The organism is Neptuniibacter sp. UBA6509, assembly GCA_002435145.1.
Lineage (GTDB): Bacteria > Pseudomonadota > Gammaproteobacteria > Pseudomonadales > Balneatricaceae > Neptuniibacter.
Window position 1 is genome coordinate 1 of sequence record DJLT01000041.1, and the last position, 14,960, is coordinate 14,960.

Below are 14,960 nucleotides of genomic sequence, written 5' to 3' on the forward strand. Positions count from 1 at the left end.
CCCAGTTGCAATGGAAGAAGGCCTACGTTTTGCGATCCGTGAAGGCGGTCGTACAGTAGGTGCTGGCGTTGTATCTAAAATTGTTGAGTAATACTCAGCAATAATAAAAAGCCCTCCTGTGTGAGGGCTTTTTAGTTTTTAGAGTTTGGTTGGCAGGGTGTTGACTGATAATTGAGCAAAATTGTCAATCTGGTGTTGACCTGAGGGTTGTGTGCCAGTAGAATTTGCGTCCCCCTTAATGTAGGGGGAGGTCGGCATTGTGCCGTTAATAAAATTTTTTGGAAATGTGTGATCGAAATGCAGAATCAGAAAATTCGTATTCGTCTGAAAGCCTTTGATCATCGCTTGATCGACTCTTCTGCGCAGGAAATCGTAGATACTGCAAAGAGAACTGGCGCTCAAGTACGTGGTCCGATCCCACTTCCTACTCGCAAAGAACGTTTTACAGTTCTGGTTTCTCCTCACGTGAATAAAGATGCACGTGATCAGTATGAAATCCGTACTCATAAGCGTGTTCTAGACATCGTTGAGCCAACTGAAAAAACAGTTGATGCTCTAATGAAACTAGATCTAGCTGCGGGTGTTGAAGTGCAGATCAGCCTTGGCTAAAGGCAACTGCGCAGAATTAATATTAATTAATGAAGCGCTTATTTAGTGTGGAATGCTCTGGGAAGGGCAGCCGTAGTGGGTAACAGCCCCGTACACAACTGGCAAGAGGTTTTAAAAAATGTCTGTAGGTTTAATCGGACGTAAAGCGGGTATGACTCGCGTCTTCACTGAAGACGGCGTATCCGTGCCAGTCACCGTCATCGAAGTGGAACCGAACCGCGTTACTTCTGTTAAAACAGAAGAAACTGACGGCTATGCAGCAGTGCAGGTTACTACTGGTTCTAAAAAGGCTAATACCCTTTCTAAGCCAGAAGCTGGTAACTTCGCAAAAGCTGGTGTAGAAGCTGGTCGCGGTTTATGGGAGTTCCGCCTGTCGGGTGGCGACGAAGTCAACGTTGGTGATGAGCTGACTGTTGCGCGCTTCGAAGCTGGTCAGAAAGTAGATGTAACTGGTCAATCTAAAGGTAAAGGCTTTCAGGGCGGTGTTAAGCGCTGGAACTTTGCTATGCAAGATGCGACTCATGGTAACTCTCTTTCTCATCGTGCTCCGGGTTCAATCGGTCAATGTCAAACTCCTGGTCGTGTTTGGAAAGGCAAAAAGATGGCAGGGCAGATGGGTAATGTTCAGGTAACTGTTCAAACTCTTGAAGTCGTGCGTGTTGATGCTGAACGTAACCTGTTATTGATCAAGGGTGCTGTTCCAGGCGCAACTGGCGGTGACGTAATCGTTAAACTAGCTGTTAAAGCTGGCGCCTAGGGGGTTTGAAATGAATCTGAATTTAGCTGGAGCTAAAGGTTCGGTGGAAGTTTCCGAACTTGCTTTTGGTAAAGAATTCAACGAAACGCTAGTCCATCAAGTAGTTACTGCTTATATGGCTGGCGGTCGTCAAGGTACTAAAGCACAGAAAAACCGTTCTGCGGTTTCTGGTGGAGGTGCTAAACCATGGCGTCAGAAAGGTACTGGCCGTGCGCGTGCGGGAACAAGTCGTTCTCCAATATGGCGTGCCGGTGGTGTTACTTTTGCTGCACAGCCTCGCGACCATTCTCAGAAAGTTAACAAGAAAATGTACCGCGCAGCTTTGCGTTGCATCTTCTCTGAGTTGGTTCGTCAGGATCGCCTGGTTGTAGTTGAAGATTTCGCTATGGAATCTCCAAAAACAAAACAGTTTGTAGCTAAGCTGAATGAGCTTGAGCTGACTAACGCGCTGCTGGTTACTGAAGAAGTAGAGCAGAACTTGTTCCTTGCTGCACGCAACGTTCCACATGTGGACGTACGTGATGCTGCAGGAGTTGATCCAGTTTCACTGGTTGGCTTCGATAAGGTTCTAGTTACTGTTGCTGCTCTGAAGAAAATCGAGGAGAAGTTGGCATGAAACAGGAACGCATTTATCAAGTGCTGCTGGGTCCGCACATCTCCGAGAAAGCTACTATCGTAGCTGATGGTTCTCAGCAGGTTGTTTTTCGTGTAGCAAAAGACGCTACTAAACCGGAAATCAAGACAGCAGTTGAAGAATTGTTTAACGTCAAAGTTAAAGGCGTGAACGTTCTTAATGCTAAGGGCAAGACCAAGCGTACACAGCGTGGTCTAGGCAAGCGTAGCGATGTGCGTAAAGCATATGTTGCACTGGCTGATGGCTCTGAGATTGATTTCTTGGGTGGCGAGTAATAGAGGGTTTATACAATGGCAGTGACTAAAACTAAGCCGACCTCTGCTGGACGCCGTCATGTAGTGACAGTGACTAACTCTGAGCTACACAAGGGCAAGCCTTACGCGCCTCTTGTTGAGAAGAAGAGCAAAAGTGGTGGTCGTAACCATCATGGTCGCATCACTACTCGTCATGTTGGCGGTGGGCACAAGCAGCAGTACCGTGTAATAGATTTCCGTCGTAACAAAGACGGTATTCCAGCGACAGTTGAACGCTTGGAATATGATCCTAACCGTTCCGCGCATATCGCACTTGTTGTATATGCAGACGGTGAGCGTCGTTACATCATCGCACCTAAAGGCGTTTCTGCGGGCACACAGATTATTTCTGGTGACTCAGTAGAAATTAAGCCTGGTAATACTATGCCGATTCGCAACGTACCAGTGGGTTCTGTAATCCATTGCGTTGAGTTGAAGCCTGGTAAAGGTGCTCAGATTGCTCGTTCTGCGGGTACATCTGCACAGTTGGTAGCACGTGAAGGTGCTTACGCAACTCTACGTCTGCGTTCAGGCGAGATGCGTAAAGTTCTTGTTGAATGTCGCGCTACTCTGGGTGAAGTGAGCAACAGTGAACACTCCTTGCGTCAGCTGGGTAAAGCTGGTGCTACGCGCTGGCGTGGTGTTCGACCTACTGTACGTGGTGTTGCGATGAACCCAGTTGATCACCCACATGGTGGTGGTGAAGGTCGTACTTCTGGTGGCCGTCATCCGGTTTCTCCATGGGGTCTTCCGACTAAGGGTTATAAAACTCGTAAGAACAAGCGTACTGATAAGTTAATTGTACGCCGTCGTAACGCTAAGTAAGAGGATACAGCTGTGCCACGTTCACTTAAGAAAGGTCCATTTATCGACCTTCACTTGTTGAAAAAGGTAGAAGCTGCGATTGACAGCAACGAGCGTCGTCCGATTAAAACTTGGTCACGTCGTTCTACGATTTTTCCGAATTTCGTAGGTCTTACAATTGCAGTACACAACGGCCGTCAGCATGTTCCGGTATTTGTTACCGAAGACATGGTTGGTCATAAATTGGGCGAGTTTGCCGTGACACGTACATACCGTGGACACGTAGTAGACAAAAAAGCCAAGCGATAAGGAGTTAGATGATGGAAGTTGCCGCTAAGCACATGGGCGCCCGCATCTCTGCACAGAAAGCGAGACTGGTTTGTGACCAGATCCGTGGTAAATCTGTCGGTGAAGCTCTGAACATCCTGGCGTTTAGTCCAAAAAAAGGTGCGGATCTTGTCAAGAAAGTATTAGAGTCAGCTATTGCTAACGCAGAGCATAACGATGGTGCAGATATTGATGAGCTACACGTTTCTACGGTTTTTGTTGATGAAGCAATGACGATGAAGCGTATTAAGCCGCGTGCGAAAGGTCGTGCTGATAGAATTTTGAAGCGCTCCTGCCACATCACTGTAAAAGTGGCCGACTAAGCTGACAGCTAGGAGAGTTCGTTATGGGTCAGAAAGTACATCCGACCGGTATTCGTCTCGGTATTGTTAAAGATCACACTTCTGTGTGGTATGCAGACAAGTCCGAGTACGCAAGCAAGTTGCTAAATGATCTAGAAGTACGTGAGTACCTAGACAAGCAGCTTGTAAAAGCATCTGTTAGCCGCATCGAGATCGAGCGTCCTGCACAGAATGCTAAAATTACCATCCACACTGCCCGTCCAGGCATCGTGATTGGTAAAAAAGGCGAAGATGTTGAGAAACTACGTAACACTGTATCAGAGATGATGGGTGTTCCAGTTCACATCAACATTGAAGAAATTCGTAAGCCAGAGCTAGACGCACGCTTGGTAGCCCAAGGTGTTGCTAGTCAGCTAGAGCGTCGTGTTATGTTCCGTCGTGCTATGAAGCGCGCAGTACAAAACGCAATGCGTCTTGGTGCCAAGGGTATCAAGATTCAGCTGGGTGGTCGTCTAGGTGGTGCCGAGATTGCTCGTAGTGAGTGGTATCGTGAAGGCCGTGTGCCATTGCACACATTACGTGCTGATATCGATTACGCAACTTACGAAGCGCACACTACATACGGTGTGATCGGCGTTAAAGTCTGGATCTTCAAGGGTGAAGTTCTTGGTGGCATCGAACAGGTGCGTGCTGAGAAAAATGCGCCTAAGAAGAAAGGTAAGTGAGGTAGACGCCGATGCTACAACCTAAACGTCTTAAGTTCCGCAAAATGATGAAAGGTCGCAACCGCGGCCTAGCACAACGCGGTAGCACTGTAAGTTTTGGTGAATTTGCACTGAAAGCGACCGGTCGTGGTCGTATCACTGCACGTCAGATCGAAGCAGCGCGTCGTACCATGACACGTCACGTTAAGCGTGGTGGTAAAATCTGGATTCGTGTTTTCCCAGATAAGCCAATCTCTAAGAAACCGCTTGAAGTACGTATGGGTAAAGGTAAGGGTGCAGTTGAGTATTGGGTTGCTCAGATTAAGCCTGGTAAGGTTCTGTTCGAAATGAGCGGTGTACCTGAAGAGCTAGCTTCTGAAGCATTCACGCTTGCTGCTGCTAAATTGCCTGTTGCTACAACCATTGTTAAGCGGACGGTGATGTAATGAAAGCAATTGAACTACGTGAAAAGTCCGTTGATGAGCTTCAGCAGGAGCTATTGGGTCTTCTAAAAGAGCAGTTTAATCTGCGCATGCAGAAGACTACTGGTCAGCTAGCACAGAACCACCTGTTAGGTCAGGTTCGTCGTGACATTGCTCGTGTGAAGACAATACTCAACGAAAAGGCAGGTAACTAAGTATGAGCGCCGAAAAACGTACTCGAACTGTTACTGGTCGCGTTGTAAGCGACAAGATGGATAAAACCATCACAGTTCTAGTTGAGCGTAAAGAGAAGCATCCGATCTACGGAAAATTCATGAAGCGCTCTTCTAAACTGCATGCTCACGATGAGAAAAATGAGTGCCAGCAAGGTGACCTAGTTACCATCGCTGAAACTCGTCCTCTGTCCAAGAATAAATCTTGGGCGCTTGTTCGTATTGAAGAGCGTGCAGCAAAGGTGTAAACTATTGCGCCTTTGCTCCATTAGCCGGTCCGTCCGATTATCGGGCGGCCCTCTAAATGTTTATGGAGTAGACCATGATTCAAACTGAATCTATGCTTGATGTCGCTGATAACAGCGGTGCTAAGCGAGTACAGTGTATTAAGGTCCTTGGTGGTTCACACCGCCGCTACGCTTCTGTAGGTGACATTATTAAAGTCACTGTTAAAGAAGCGATTCCTCGCGGTAAGGTGAAGAAAGGCCAAGTACTTAACGCCGTAGTGGTACGTACCCGTAAAGGTGTTCGTCGTTCTGATGGCTCAGTAATCCGCTTTGACACAAACTCAGCGGTTTTATTGAACGCAAGCGACGCGCCTATCGGTACTCGTATCTTTGGCCCAGTGACGCGTGAACTTCGCAGTGAGAAGTTCATGAAAATCATTTCCCTGGCGCCTGAAGTGCTATAAAGATCGAACATTTATGTTCGGTTTATGTAAAAACGCTAACACTGTAAAGTGTTGGCGTTTTTGAGCATGAGAGGGTAGCAGGAAGCGATATAGGTAAATTATGCGCAAAATTAAACGTGACGATGAAGTAATTGTCATCGCAGGAAAAGATAAGGGCAAGCGTGGCAGTGTCATGCGTGTTCTGGACGATCGTTTGATCGTTTCTGGTATCAACATGGTGAAGAAGCACACTAAGCCAAACCCAATGTTGGGCAAGGCCGGTGGCATCGTTGAAAAAGAAGCGGCTATTGCTGTTTCTAATGTAGCTATCTTCAACCCGCAGACTGGTAAGGGCGATCGTGTAGGCTTCAAAATTCTTGAAGACGGCACTAAATCTCGCATCTTCAAGTCTACCGGCGAAATCATTGGCGGATAAGGGGAGCTGATATCATGTCTAGATTAAAAGCGCTTTATAACGATTCCGTTAAGCAGCAGCTTAAAGATGAGCTGAACTGCCCTAACGTTATGGCTGTTCCACGTTTGACTAAAATCACTCTTAATATGGGTGTTGGTGAAGCTCTTGGCGACAAGAAACAGCTAGAAAATGCTGTTGCAGATATGACTGCAATTGCAGGTCAGAAACCTGTTGTTTGTCTGGCACGTAAATCTATCGCGGGCTTCAAAGTTCGTGAAGGTTGGCCGATTGGCTGTAAGGTTACTCTACGCGGTGAGCGTATGTGGGAATTCCTTGATCGTTTGGTAGATATTTCTATCCCACGTGTTCGTGACTTCCGTGGCCTGAACCCAAAATCATTTGATGGTCGTGGCAACTACAGCATGGGTGTTAAAGAGCAGATTATCTTCCCTGAAATCGAATTCGATAAGGTAGATAAAATGCGTGGTATGGATATTACTATCACGACGACTGCTCAGAATAATGATGAGGGTCGCGCTCTGTTGACTGCCCTTAACTTCCCATTCCGTAAGTGATAGGCAAACATCATGGCTAAAGAATCTATGAAGGCACGCGAAGATAAACGTGCAAAGTTAGTTGCTAAGTTCGCTGTAAAGCGTGCTGAACTAAAAGCAATTATTAGTAGCCCTAACTCATCTGAAGATGAGATCTGGGATGCGGCGATGGCTCTTCAGAAGCTACCACGCGATTCCAGCAAGTCTCGTCAGCGTAATCGTTGTCAGGTTACAGGTCGTCCACACGGTGTTTACCGTAAGTTCGGTCTTAGCCGTAACAAGTTACGTGAAGCAGCAATGCGCGGTGATGTTCCGGGTCTGAAAAAGGCTAGCTGGTAATATCCAGTTAGTAAAATGGTAAGCACGATGGTCTGGCCCTTTTGGGGTACCGCATTGTGCTGCACAATGAGGAAGTAAATGCATGAGCATGCAAGATACTCTAGCGGATATGTTTACTCGTATTCGTAATGGTCATATGGCTGAAAAGCAGGCCGTATCCATGCCGTCTTCCAAAGTAAAAGTATCAATTGCTGAAGTTCTTAAGGACGAAGGTTACATCACTGAATACTCAGTTGAAGGCGATGTAAAACCAGTTCTGAACATCGAGCTAAAATACTTTGAAGGAAAGCCGGTTATTGAAGAGATAAAACGCGTTAGTCGTCCAGGTTTGCGTATCTACAAGAACGCAAACGAGTTGCCACAAGTATCAAATGGCCTTGGCGTAGCGATTATCTCTACAAGCAAAGGTGTAATGGCTGACCGCGCAGCACGTAGTGCTGGTGTTGGTGGCGAAGTAATCTGCACGGTATTCTAAGAGGTATTTCAATGTCACGTATTGCGAAAAGCCCCGTAGTTGTACCTGCAGGTGTTGAAGTTAAGATTGACGGTCAGTCCGTTAATGTTAAAGGTAAGAATGGCCAGCTTTCTATGGACGCACATTCTTCAGTATCCGTTGTTCTTGAAGAAGACGGTGTGAAGTTTGCTCCCCTAGAAAACTCTAAGCTGTCTCTTGCTCTGTCTGGTACTACTCGCTCACTTGTTAATAACATGGTTATTGGCGTGTCCGAAGGCTTCAAGAAAACTCTTGAGCTACAAGGTGTTGGTTATCGTGCTGCTGCTAAAGGCAAAGTGCTTAACCTAAGTCTTGGTTTCTCACACCCAATCGATTACGAACTACCAGAAGGTATTTCTGCTGAGACTCCTAACGTAACTACAGTTATCTTGTCAGGTGCTGACAAGCAAACTCTAGGACAGGTAGCAGCTGAAATTCGCGCGTTCCGTCCACCAGAGCCTTATAAAGGTAAGGGTGTTCGTTATGCTGATGAGTATGTTCGCCGTAAAGAAGCGAAGAAAAAGTAAATAGGGCAGGGTTATGAACACTAAGAAACAATCTCGTATTCGTCGTGCTCGCCGCTCCCGTTGCAAAATGCGTGAGTTAGGTGCAACACGTCTGTGCGTTACACGCACACCGCGTCATATCTACGCTCAGGTTATCTCTGCAGATGGTGGACAGGTCCTAGCGGCTGCATCAACTGTAGAAAAAGATCTACGCGAGTCAACAGGCGGTAACGTATCTGCTGCTGAAAAGGTTGGTACTTTGATTGCACAGCGTGCTAAAGAAGCTGGTGTATCTGAAGTAGCATTCGACCGTTCTGGTTACCAGTATCACGGTCGTGTTAAAGCTTTGGCTGATGCAGCCCGCGAAGGCGGCCTGGAATTCTAAAGGGATCGAATATGTCAAATCATGATCAGAAAGACGGCGATCTGCAGGAAAAGCTGGTTCAGGTTAACCGCGTCGCTAAAGTAGTTAAAGGTGGTCGTATCTTCGGCTTTACCGCTCTTACAGTAGTTGGAGATGGTAAAGGTCGTGTAGGATTCGGTCGTGGTAAAGCTCGTGAAGTTCCTGCTGCTATTCAAAAAGCAATGGAACAAGCTCGTCGTAACATGGTTTCAGTTGAACTGAACGGCGATACGTTGCAGTACCCAATCAAAGCACGTCACGGTGCTTCTAAAGTTTACATGCAGCCTGCTTCACAGGGTACTGGTGTAATCGCCGGTGGTGCGATGCGTGCAGTTCTTGAATTGGCAGGTGTCCATAACGTACTAGCTAAGTGCTATGGCTCTACTAATCCAGTGAACGTTGTTCGTGCGACTGTTAAAGGTCTATCTGCAATGAAATCTCCGGATGATGTTGCAGCTAAGCGTGGCAAGTCCGTAGAAGACATTCTGGGGTAATCGAAAATGGCTAACACTGTAAAAGTAACATTGGTACGTAGCCCTATCGGTACTCTTCCTAACCACAAATTGTGCGTTAAGGGTCTTGGTCTACGCCGTATTGGACACACAGTTGAAGTAGAAGATACTCCATCTGTCCGTGGCATGATAAACAAAGTTAACTACATGGTTCGTGTAGAAGACTAATAAGGGAGTTCACAACATGCGTCTGAACACTCTAAGCCCAGCAGACGGTTCACGTAAAGCACCTAAGCGTGTTGGTCGTGGTATCGGTTCTGGCCTGGGTAAGACTTGTGGCCGCGGTCACAAAGGTCAGAAATCCCGCTCTGGCGGATCAGTAAAACCAGGTTTTGAAGGCGGTCAGATGCCTTTGCAGCGTCGTCTGCCTAAGTTTGGTTTTACTTCTCGTATTGCTCGTTATGTTACTGAGATTCGTCTTGGTGAACTTGCGAAAATCGAGTCAGAAGTAATTGATCTTGAAGCTTTGAAAGCTGCAGATATCATCAAGCAGGAAATTAAAACTGCCAAAGTGATTCTGTCTGGTGAGATCACTAAGGCTGTCACCGTTAAAGGTCTTAAAGTGACTAAAGGTGCACAGGCTGCTATCGAAGCTGCTGGCGGTAAAGTCGAGGCGTAAATGGCTAAAAAAGGACCAATACCGGCTGGAGCACAAAATGGACTAGGTGAGCTTAAGTCTCGTCTACTATTCGTTTTGATTGCGATCATTGTATACCGTATCGGAGCTCATATTCCGGTACCTGGTATCAACCCTGATCGTCTAGCCGCATTATTTGATCAGAATCAGGGCACTATCCTGAGTCTCTTTAACATGTTCTCCGGTGGTGCATTGGAGAGAATGAGTATCTTGGCGTTAGGTATTATGCCGTATATCTCTGCATCTATTATTATGCAGTTGATGACGGTGGTAAGCCCAACTCTTGCTCAGTTGAAGAAAGACGGAGAGGCTGGGCGTCGTAAGATTAACCAGTATACCCGCTACGGAACTGTGATACTTGCAACCGTTCAAGCATTCGGTATGGCCGTAGGGCTTGCCAATCAGGGAATCTCCTTCACGGCAGATATTAGCTTCTATTTTGTTGCTGTTGTTACGCTTGTGGCAGGTGCTGTCTTCTTGATGTGGCTAGGTGAGCAGGTAACAGAGCGCGGTATCGGTAACGGTATCTCTATTCTGATCTTTGCTGGTATTGTGGCTGGTTTGCCTAGTGCAATCGGTCAGGCCTTTGAAGCAGCGCGTCAAGGTGATTTAAACATCCTTGCGCTGCTTGCTATCGCTTTTATGGCGGTTGCTACGGTCGGTTTCGTTGTGTTTATGGAGCGCGGTCAACGCCGTATTACCATTAACTATGCGAAACGACAGCAAGGTAACCGTGTATTTGCGGCTCAGTCTAGTCATTTGCCTCTTAAGGTTAATATGGCTGGTGTGATTCCGCCGATTTTTGCCTCGAGCATATTGCTTTTCCCTGCGTCTATGGGCCAATGGTTTGGTCAAACAGAAGGCATGGATTGGCTGCAAAATGTTGCTTTAGCGCTTGGCCCAGGTCAGCCGCTTTATATTTTGCTGTTCTCGGTTGCAATTATATTTTTCTGCTATTTCTATACAGCGATTGTATTCAATCCTAAGGACGTAGCAGATAACCTGAAGAAATCAGGTGCTTTTATTCCGGGAATTCGTCCAGGTGACCAGTCAGCGCGGTATATAGATACTGTGCTGGGAAGATTGACATTGTTTGGCGCTCTATACATTACTGCTGTATCTCTGATGCCTCAGTTCCTTGTAGTAGCTGCTAATGTGCCGTTTTATTTCGGTGGTACCTCGCTCTTGATCGTCGTAGTTGTCGTGATGGATTTTATGGCGCAGGTTCAATCTCATCTGATGTCTCATCAGTACGAATCCCTGATGAAGAAATCTAATCTCAAAGGTGGCAGCGCACGTTAATTGCGCTAAGTGCCACAACTGGAGTAGATCATGAAAGTACGTGCATCTGTTAAGAAGATCTGTCGTAACTGCAAAATCGTTCGTCGTAACGGTTCAGTTCGCGTGATCTGTAAAGTAGAGCCGCGTCACAAACAGCGTCAGGGTTAATTTTTAACCGCTGATTTAGGCGTAGAAGGCGTTTTATACTTGATTTATTATTAATCAGTGTGTAATATTGCGCGCCTTCTGCGTACAGAACATATATTTTACTGGTGTATGTAAATAAATACATACGCCTTTTTTTAACGGAGTAATAGAATGGCCCGTATAGCTGGCGTCAACATTCCTGACAATAAGCATGCGGTAATTTCTCTGACTTACATTTACGGTATTGGCCGCACGACTGCCACCAGTATTTTAGAAGCTTCCGGTGTTACACCGACTTCTAAGATTTCTGATTTGTCCGATGAACAATTGGACGTCATTCGTGGAGAAGTTGCTAAGTTGACTGTTGAAGGCGATCTTCGTCGTGAAGTATCCATGAGCATCAAGCGATTGATGGATCTTGGTTGTTTCCGTGGGATTCGCCACCGTCGTAACCTTCCGGTTCGCGGTCAGCGTAGTAAGACTAACGCGCGTACTCGAAAAGGCCCGCGTAAGCCGATCCGTAAATAAGTGGTAAGCGATAGGAATTCCCAATATGGCAAAGCCAGGTAATCGCACACGCAAAAAAGTGAAGAAGCAGATTGCGGATGGGTTCGCCCATATTCATGCTTCTTTTAACAACACGATCATTACTATTACTGATCGCCAGGGTAATGCTCTTTCTTGGGCAACTGCAGGTGGCTCCGGCTTCCGCGGTTCTCGTAAGAGTACCCCATTCGCTGCTCAGGTTGCTGCTGAGCGCGCTGGACAGGCTGCACTTGAGTATGGCCTGAAAAACCTCGACGTATTTGTGAAGGGTCCTGGACCTGGACGTGAATCTGCAGTGCGTGCACTGAATTCATGCGGTTATAAAATCGCAAATATTACGGATGTGACGCCAATTCCACACAATGGTTGTCGTCCTCCGAAGAAACGTCGCGTTTAACCTGGAGACGGTATTATGGCTCGTTATCTTGGACCTAAGTGCAAACTGTCTCGTAGAGAAGGCACAGACCTTTTCTTAAAGAGCGGTGTTCGTGCACTGGACAGCAAGTGTAAAGCTGAGACTGTCCCTGGTGTTCACGGCGCTCGTCGTGGTCGTTTATCCGACTACGGCCTGCAGTTACGTGAAAAACAGAAAGTTCGTCGTATGTACGGCGTACTGGAACGACAGTTCCGTAGTTATTATAAAGAAGCGGCTCGTCGCAACGGTGCTACAGGTGAAAACTTGTTGCAGCTGTTGGAAGGCCGTTTGGACAACGTTGTATATCGTATGGGTTTTGGTGCTACTCGCGCTGAATCTCGTCAGATCGTTTCTCACCGCTCGATCACTGTTAACGGCCAGGTTGTGAACATTGCTTCATACCAGGTTAAAGCAGGCGATGTAGTAGCCGTTCGTGAAAAGGCAAAGGCTCAGTTGCGTATTAAAAATGCACTAGAGATTGCTGGACAGCGTACAGCTATTGAGTGGGTAGAAGTTGACGCTGCTAAACTGGAAGGGACTTACAAGTCTACTCCGGAGCGTTCTGATCTATCTGCTGATATCAACGAGCAGCTGATTGTTGAGCTGTACTCGAAGTAATTTTAACTTTAATTTGGTGGAAATATGCAGCGTTCGGTAAATGAGTTTCTAAGTCCACGTCATATTGACGTACAAGAAATCAGCAAAACGCGTGCTAAGGTGACTCTTGAGCCACTTGAGCGTGGATTTGGCCATACGCTGGGCAGTGCATTACGTCGAATTCTTTTATCTTCTATGCCGGGTTGTGCCGTAACAGAAGTTGAGATTGATGGCGTTTTGCATGAGTACAGCACAATTGAAGGTGTTCAGGAAGATGTGATTGAAATCCTCCTGAACCTTAAAGGGGTCTCTGTGTTGTTGCATAACAACGACGAAGTGACCTTGACTCTGAGCAAATCTGAAGCGGGTCCTGTGACTGCTGGTGATATTCAACTGAATCAGGATGTTGAAATTGCTAATCCGGACCACGTGATTGCTCACCTAAATGAAGGTGCGAGTCTTAACATGCAACTGACAATTGGTCGTGGCCGTGGCTACGTTCCAGCTGACTTGCGTGTTTCTGATGAAGAAGAGACTCGTGCAATCGGTCGTCTACAGTTAGACGCTACATTCAGCCCAGTGCGCCGTGTTTCCTACGTTGTAGAAAGCGCGCGTGTTGAGCAACGTACGGACTTAGATAAACTGGTTATCGATATCGAATCTAACGGTACGATCGATCCAGAAGAAGCTATCCGTCGTGCAGCGACTATCTTACAGCAACAACTCATTGTATTTGTTGACCTGGAAGACGGTGCTGATCAAGCTAAAGACGTTCCAGAAGAGCCGGAAATTGATCCGATTCTTCTTCGTCCAGTAGATGATCTGGAGTTGACTGTACGTTCCGCCAACTGTCTGAAAGCAGAACAGATCTACTATATTGGTGATCTGATTCAGCGTACAGAAGTTGAGCTGTTGAAGACTCCGAATTTAGGTAAGAAGTCGCTGACAGAAATTAAAGACGTTTTAGCATCGAAGGGCTTGTCTCTGGGTATGCGTCTTGAGAACTGGCCACCGGCTAGCCTTAAGAATGACGATAAAGTCGCTTCCTGATTCAGCGATTAAACTGACTAGTTTGGTAGGTATTTATCATGCGTCATCGTAAATCTGGTCGTAAATTAAGCCGTACCAGTGCGCACCGCAAAGCCATGTTTAAAAACATGTCAGTTTCTTTGTTTGAGCATGAGTTGATTCGTACAACTCTGCCTAAAGCAAAAGAACTGCGCGGCTATGCTGAGCCACTGATTACTTTGGCTAAAAACGACACTGTAGCGAACCGCCGTTTGGCATTCGCACGCACTGGCAGCAAAGTAGCTGTTGGTAAACTGTTCAACGAACTAGGTCCGCGTTATAACGCTCGTCCTGGTGGTTATGTTCGCATTCTAAAGTGCGGTTTCCGCCCTGGTGATAATGCGCCTATGGCTTATGTTGAGCTAGTTGATCGTCCAGCTGCTGAAGCTGCTGACGAAGCATAAGATTAAGGTTTCTTGATCTTAAAAAACCCGGCCTAGTGCCGGGTTTTTTATTGCCTAAATTTCACTGTTCACAATTATAAGAATTACTGCAATGGCTGATCTTCTTACCTATTCATTGCTCAATTTTACAGATTGTGTAATAAATGCATTACACGCTCCTACCCGTAAATAACATTACTGATGATCTATGAATACTGACAAAATTGTTAAATTGCTTCGATATGTTCTTGCGCTACCTAAAAGCATTTATGTAAATCTACGTCTGTTGCCTTTAGGTCAAGCAGTTAAGCTTCCTATCATTGTTTCTAATAAAACCAAGCTTGTCTCTCTGCGGGGTAAAGTTAATCTCAGCAAGGTTAAGACTGGAATCGTACGAATAGGTTTTACGGGAGCAGATATGATCGATTATCGATATCATCGTTCTATCTTGCACATTGATGGTGAGGTAAACATAGAGGGAAAGGTTAAAATCGGTAAAGGCTCTCGGTTAATTGTTACGGGTAAACTTTCACTTGGGGAGAATTTGATTACTACGGGTGATAATACAATTATCTGTGAAAAGGAGATGATAATCGGGGACAACTGTATGTTCGCATGGGAGTCTATTGTCATGGATACAGATCAGCATCAAATTTTTGATGCTGACGATAATCAGATTAATAAGGATATTAAGGTAATGATTGGGAGTAATGTTTGGCTTGGCGCAAGGTGCTTTGTGCTTAAAAATTCAACCATAGCAGATGGTTGTATTATTGCTGCAAATACTACGCTTACGCGCTCGTTTGGTCAGCGATCCACTATTATTGCAGGAACTCCACCGAAAGTTGTTAAAACTGGCATTAAGTGGAGTCATTAAACTTAAAGCTTTAGTTCTTCTGCTTTTAGTTT

The 14,960-nt window shown here is 46.1% G+C and carries 29 protein-coding genes and 1 pseudogene; all 30 read left to right on the forward strand.

Going from position 1 to position 14,960, the window contains the following annotated elements:
• A pseudogene (locus B4K11_RS05075) lies at positions 1-91 on the forward strand (elongation factor Tu); the annotation flags it as partial.
• Positions 92-297: 206 nt separating this feature from the next.
• The gene (rpsJ, locus tag B4K11_RS05080) at positions 298-609 is read left to right on the forward strand and encodes a 30S ribosomal protein S10 (protein ID WP_067863320.1); all 312 of its coding nucleotides are present in this window, start codon (positions 298-300) and stop codon (positions 607-609) included.
• A 118-nt stretch (positions 610-727) separates the two neighbouring features.
• Complete coding sequence (gene rplC, locus B4K11_RS05085; RefSeq protein WP_292949306.1) at positions 728-1,366, forward strand: 50S ribosomal protein L3; 639 nt, start codon at positions 728-730, stop codon at positions 1,364-1,366.
• A 10-nt stretch (positions 1,367-1,376) separates the two neighbouring features.
• On the forward strand, positions 1,377-1,982 hold the full coding sequence (gene rplD / locus B4K11_RS05090) for a 50S ribosomal protein L4 (protein ID WP_292949303.1): 606 nt from the start codon (positions 1,377-1,379) through the stop codon (positions 1,980-1,982).
• Positions 1,979-2,275 carry a 50S ribosomal protein L23 gene (gene rplW / locus B4K11_RS05095; RefSeq protein WP_292949301.1) on the forward strand — a complete coding sequence of 99 codons (297 nt, stop codon included), beginning with the start codon at positions 1,979-1,981 and terminating at the stop codon, positions 2,273-2,275. The genes rplD and rplW overlap by 4 nt, the downstream gene beginning before the upstream one ends.
• Positions 2,276-2,290: 15 nt before the next feature.
• Positions 2,291-3,118 (forward strand): 50S ribosomal protein L2, encoded by an 828-nt coding sequence (gene rplB / locus B4K11_RS05100; protein ID WP_292949299.1) that lies wholly within the window; start codon positions 2,291-2,293, stop codon positions 3,116-3,118.
• Positions 3,119-3,130: 12 nt separating this feature from the next.
• Positions 3,131-3,406 (forward strand): 30S ribosomal protein S19, encoded by a 276-nt coding sequence (gene rpsS, locus B4K11_RS05105; RefSeq protein ID WP_292949297.1) that lies wholly within the window; start codon positions 3,131-3,133, stop codon positions 3,404-3,406.
• An 11-nt stretch (positions 3,407-3,417) separates the two neighbouring features.
• On the forward strand, positions 3,418-3,747 hold the full coding sequence (gene rplV, locus B4K11_RS05110) for a 50S ribosomal protein L22 (protein WP_292949316.1): 330 nt from the start codon (positions 3,418-3,420) through the stop codon (positions 3,745-3,747).
• Between the two features lie 23 nt (positions 3,748-3,770).
• Positions 3,771-4,451: a 30S ribosomal protein S3 gene (rpsC, locus tag B4K11_RS05115; protein ID WP_292949295.1), complete on the forward strand. Its 681-nt coding sequence runs from the start codon at positions 3,771-3,773 to the stop codon at positions 4,449-4,451.
• A gap of 11 nt (positions 4,452-4,462) precedes the next feature.
• Positions 4,463-4,876, forward strand: coding sequence for a 50S ribosomal protein L16 (gene rplP, locus B4K11_RS05120; RefSeq protein WP_292949294.1), 414 nt, complete (start codon positions 4,463-4,465; stop codon positions 4,874-4,876).
• Positions 4,876-5,067, forward strand: a complete 192-nt coding sequence (gene rpmC / locus B4K11_RS05125; protein WP_292949292.1) for a 50S ribosomal protein L29 — start codon at positions 4,876-4,878, stop codon at positions 5,065-5,067. Before rplP ends, rpmC begins: the two co-directional genes overlap by 1 nt.
• A 2-nt stretch (positions 5,068-5,069) precedes the next feature.
• Complete coding sequence (gene rpsQ / locus B4K11_RS05130) at positions 5,070-5,333, forward strand: 30S ribosomal protein S17 (RefSeq protein WP_292949289.1); 264 nt, start codon at positions 5,070-5,072, stop codon at positions 5,331-5,333.
• A 74-nt stretch (positions 5,334-5,407) separates the two neighbouring features.
• Positions 5,408-5,776: a 50S ribosomal protein L14 gene (gene rplN / locus B4K11_RS05135; RefSeq protein WP_292949282.1), complete on the forward strand. Its 369-nt coding sequence runs from the start codon at positions 5,408-5,410 to the stop codon at positions 5,774-5,776.
• A 100-nt stretch (positions 5,777-5,876) separates the two neighbouring features.
• A complete protein-coding gene (gene rplX / locus B4K11_RS05140) occupies positions 5,877-6,191 on the forward strand; it encodes a 50S ribosomal protein L24 (protein WP_292949279.1) in 315 nt (104 codons plus the stop codon).
• Positions 6,192-6,205: 14 nt separating this feature from the next.
• The gene (gene rplE / locus B4K11_RS05145) at positions 6,206-6,745 is read left to right on the forward strand and encodes a 50S ribosomal protein L5 (RefSeq protein ID WP_292949276.1); all 540 of its coding nucleotides are present in this window, start codon (positions 6,206-6,208) and stop codon (positions 6,743-6,745) included.
• 12 nt (positions 6,746-6,757) lie between these two features.
• Positions 6,758-7,063: a 30S ribosomal protein S14 gene (gene rpsN / locus B4K11_RS05150; protein ID WP_292949273.1), complete on the forward strand. Its 306-nt coding sequence runs from the start codon at positions 6,758-6,760 to the stop codon at positions 7,061-7,063.
• A gap of 82 nt (positions 7,064-7,145) precedes the next feature.
• Complete coding sequence (rpsH, locus tag B4K11_RS05155) at positions 7,146-7,538, forward strand: 30S ribosomal protein S8 (protein ID WP_292949270.1); 393 nt, start codon at positions 7,146-7,148, stop codon at positions 7,536-7,538.
• A gap of 11 nt (positions 7,539-7,549) precedes the next feature.
• Positions 7,550-8,083 carry a 50S ribosomal protein L6 gene (gene rplF / locus B4K11_RS05160; RefSeq protein ID WP_292949267.1) on the forward strand — a complete coding sequence of 178 codons (534 nt, stop codon included), beginning with the start codon at positions 7,550-7,552 and terminating at the stop codon, positions 8,081-8,083.
• A gap of 13 nt (positions 8,084-8,096) precedes the next feature.
• Positions 8,097-8,447: a 50S ribosomal protein L18 gene (gene rplR, locus B4K11_RS05165; RefSeq protein WP_292949264.1), complete on the forward strand. Its 351-nt coding sequence runs from the start codon at positions 8,097-8,099 to the stop codon at positions 8,445-8,447.
• Positions 8,448-8,458: 11 nt separating this feature from the next.
• Complete coding sequence (gene rpsE / locus B4K11_RS05170) at positions 8,459-8,959, forward strand: 30S ribosomal protein S5 (RefSeq protein ID WP_292949262.1); 501 nt, start codon at positions 8,459-8,461, stop codon at positions 8,957-8,959.
• Positions 8,960-8,965: 6 nt separating this feature from the next.
• Positions 8,966-9,145, forward strand: coding sequence for a 50S ribosomal protein L30 (gene rpmD, locus B4K11_RS05175; RefSeq protein ID WP_292949259.1), 180 nt, complete (start codon positions 8,966-8,968; stop codon positions 9,143-9,145).
• Between the two features lie 16 nt (positions 9,146-9,161).
• Positions 9,162-9,596, forward strand: coding sequence for a 50S ribosomal protein L15 (gene rplO / locus B4K11_RS05180; protein WP_067983814.1), 435 nt, complete (start codon positions 9,162-9,164; stop codon positions 9,594-9,596).
• Complete coding sequence (secY, locus tag B4K11_RS05185; RefSeq protein ID WP_292949244.1) at positions 9,597-10,916, forward strand: preprotein translocase subunit SecY; 1,320 nt, start codon at positions 9,597-9,599, stop codon at positions 10,914-10,916.
• A gap of 30 nt (positions 10,917-10,946) precedes the next feature.
• Entirely contained in the window at positions 10,947-11,063 is a 117-nt protein-coding gene (gene rpmJ, locus B4K11_RS05190) for a 50S ribosomal protein L36 (RefSeq protein ID WP_007021200.1), read from the forward strand.
• A gap of 150 nt (positions 11,064-11,213) precedes the next feature.
• A complete protein-coding gene (gene rpsM, locus B4K11_RS05195; RefSeq protein WP_292949205.1) occupies positions 11,214-11,570 on the forward strand; it encodes a 30S ribosomal protein S13 in 357 nt (118 codons plus the stop codon).
• A 25-nt stretch (positions 11,571-11,595) separates the two neighbouring features.
• On the forward strand, positions 11,596-11,985 hold the full coding sequence (gene rpsK, locus B4K11_RS05200; RefSeq protein WP_292949202.1) for a 30S ribosomal protein S11: 390 nt from the start codon (positions 11,596-11,598) through the stop codon (positions 11,983-11,985).
• Positions 11,986-12,000: 15 nt separating this feature from the next.
• Positions 12,001-12,621, forward strand: coding sequence for a 30S ribosomal protein S4 (rpsD, locus tag B4K11_RS05205; RefSeq protein ID WP_292949199.1), 621 nt, complete (start codon positions 12,001-12,003; stop codon positions 12,619-12,621).
• Between the two features lie 24 nt (positions 12,622-12,645).
• Positions 12,646-13,650, forward strand: a complete 1,005-nt coding sequence (locus tag B4K11_RS05210) for a DNA-directed RNA polymerase subunit alpha (RefSeq protein WP_292949196.1) — start codon at positions 12,646-12,648, stop codon at positions 13,648-13,650.
• 38 nt (positions 13,651-13,688) lie between these two features.
• On the forward strand, positions 13,689-14,072 hold the full coding sequence (gene rplQ / locus B4K11_RS05215; protein ID WP_292949193.1) for a 50S ribosomal protein L17: 384 nt from the start codon (positions 13,689-13,691) through the stop codon (positions 14,070-14,072).
• Positions 14,073-14,259: 187 nt separating this feature from the next.
• Positions 14,260-14,928: a DapH/DapD/GlmU-related protein gene (locus tag B4K11_RS05220; RefSeq protein ID WP_292949192.1), complete on the forward strand. Its 669-nt coding sequence runs from the start codon at positions 14,260-14,262 to the stop codon at positions 14,926-14,928.
• The last annotated feature ends 32 nt before the right edge of the window (positions 14,929-14,960 follow it).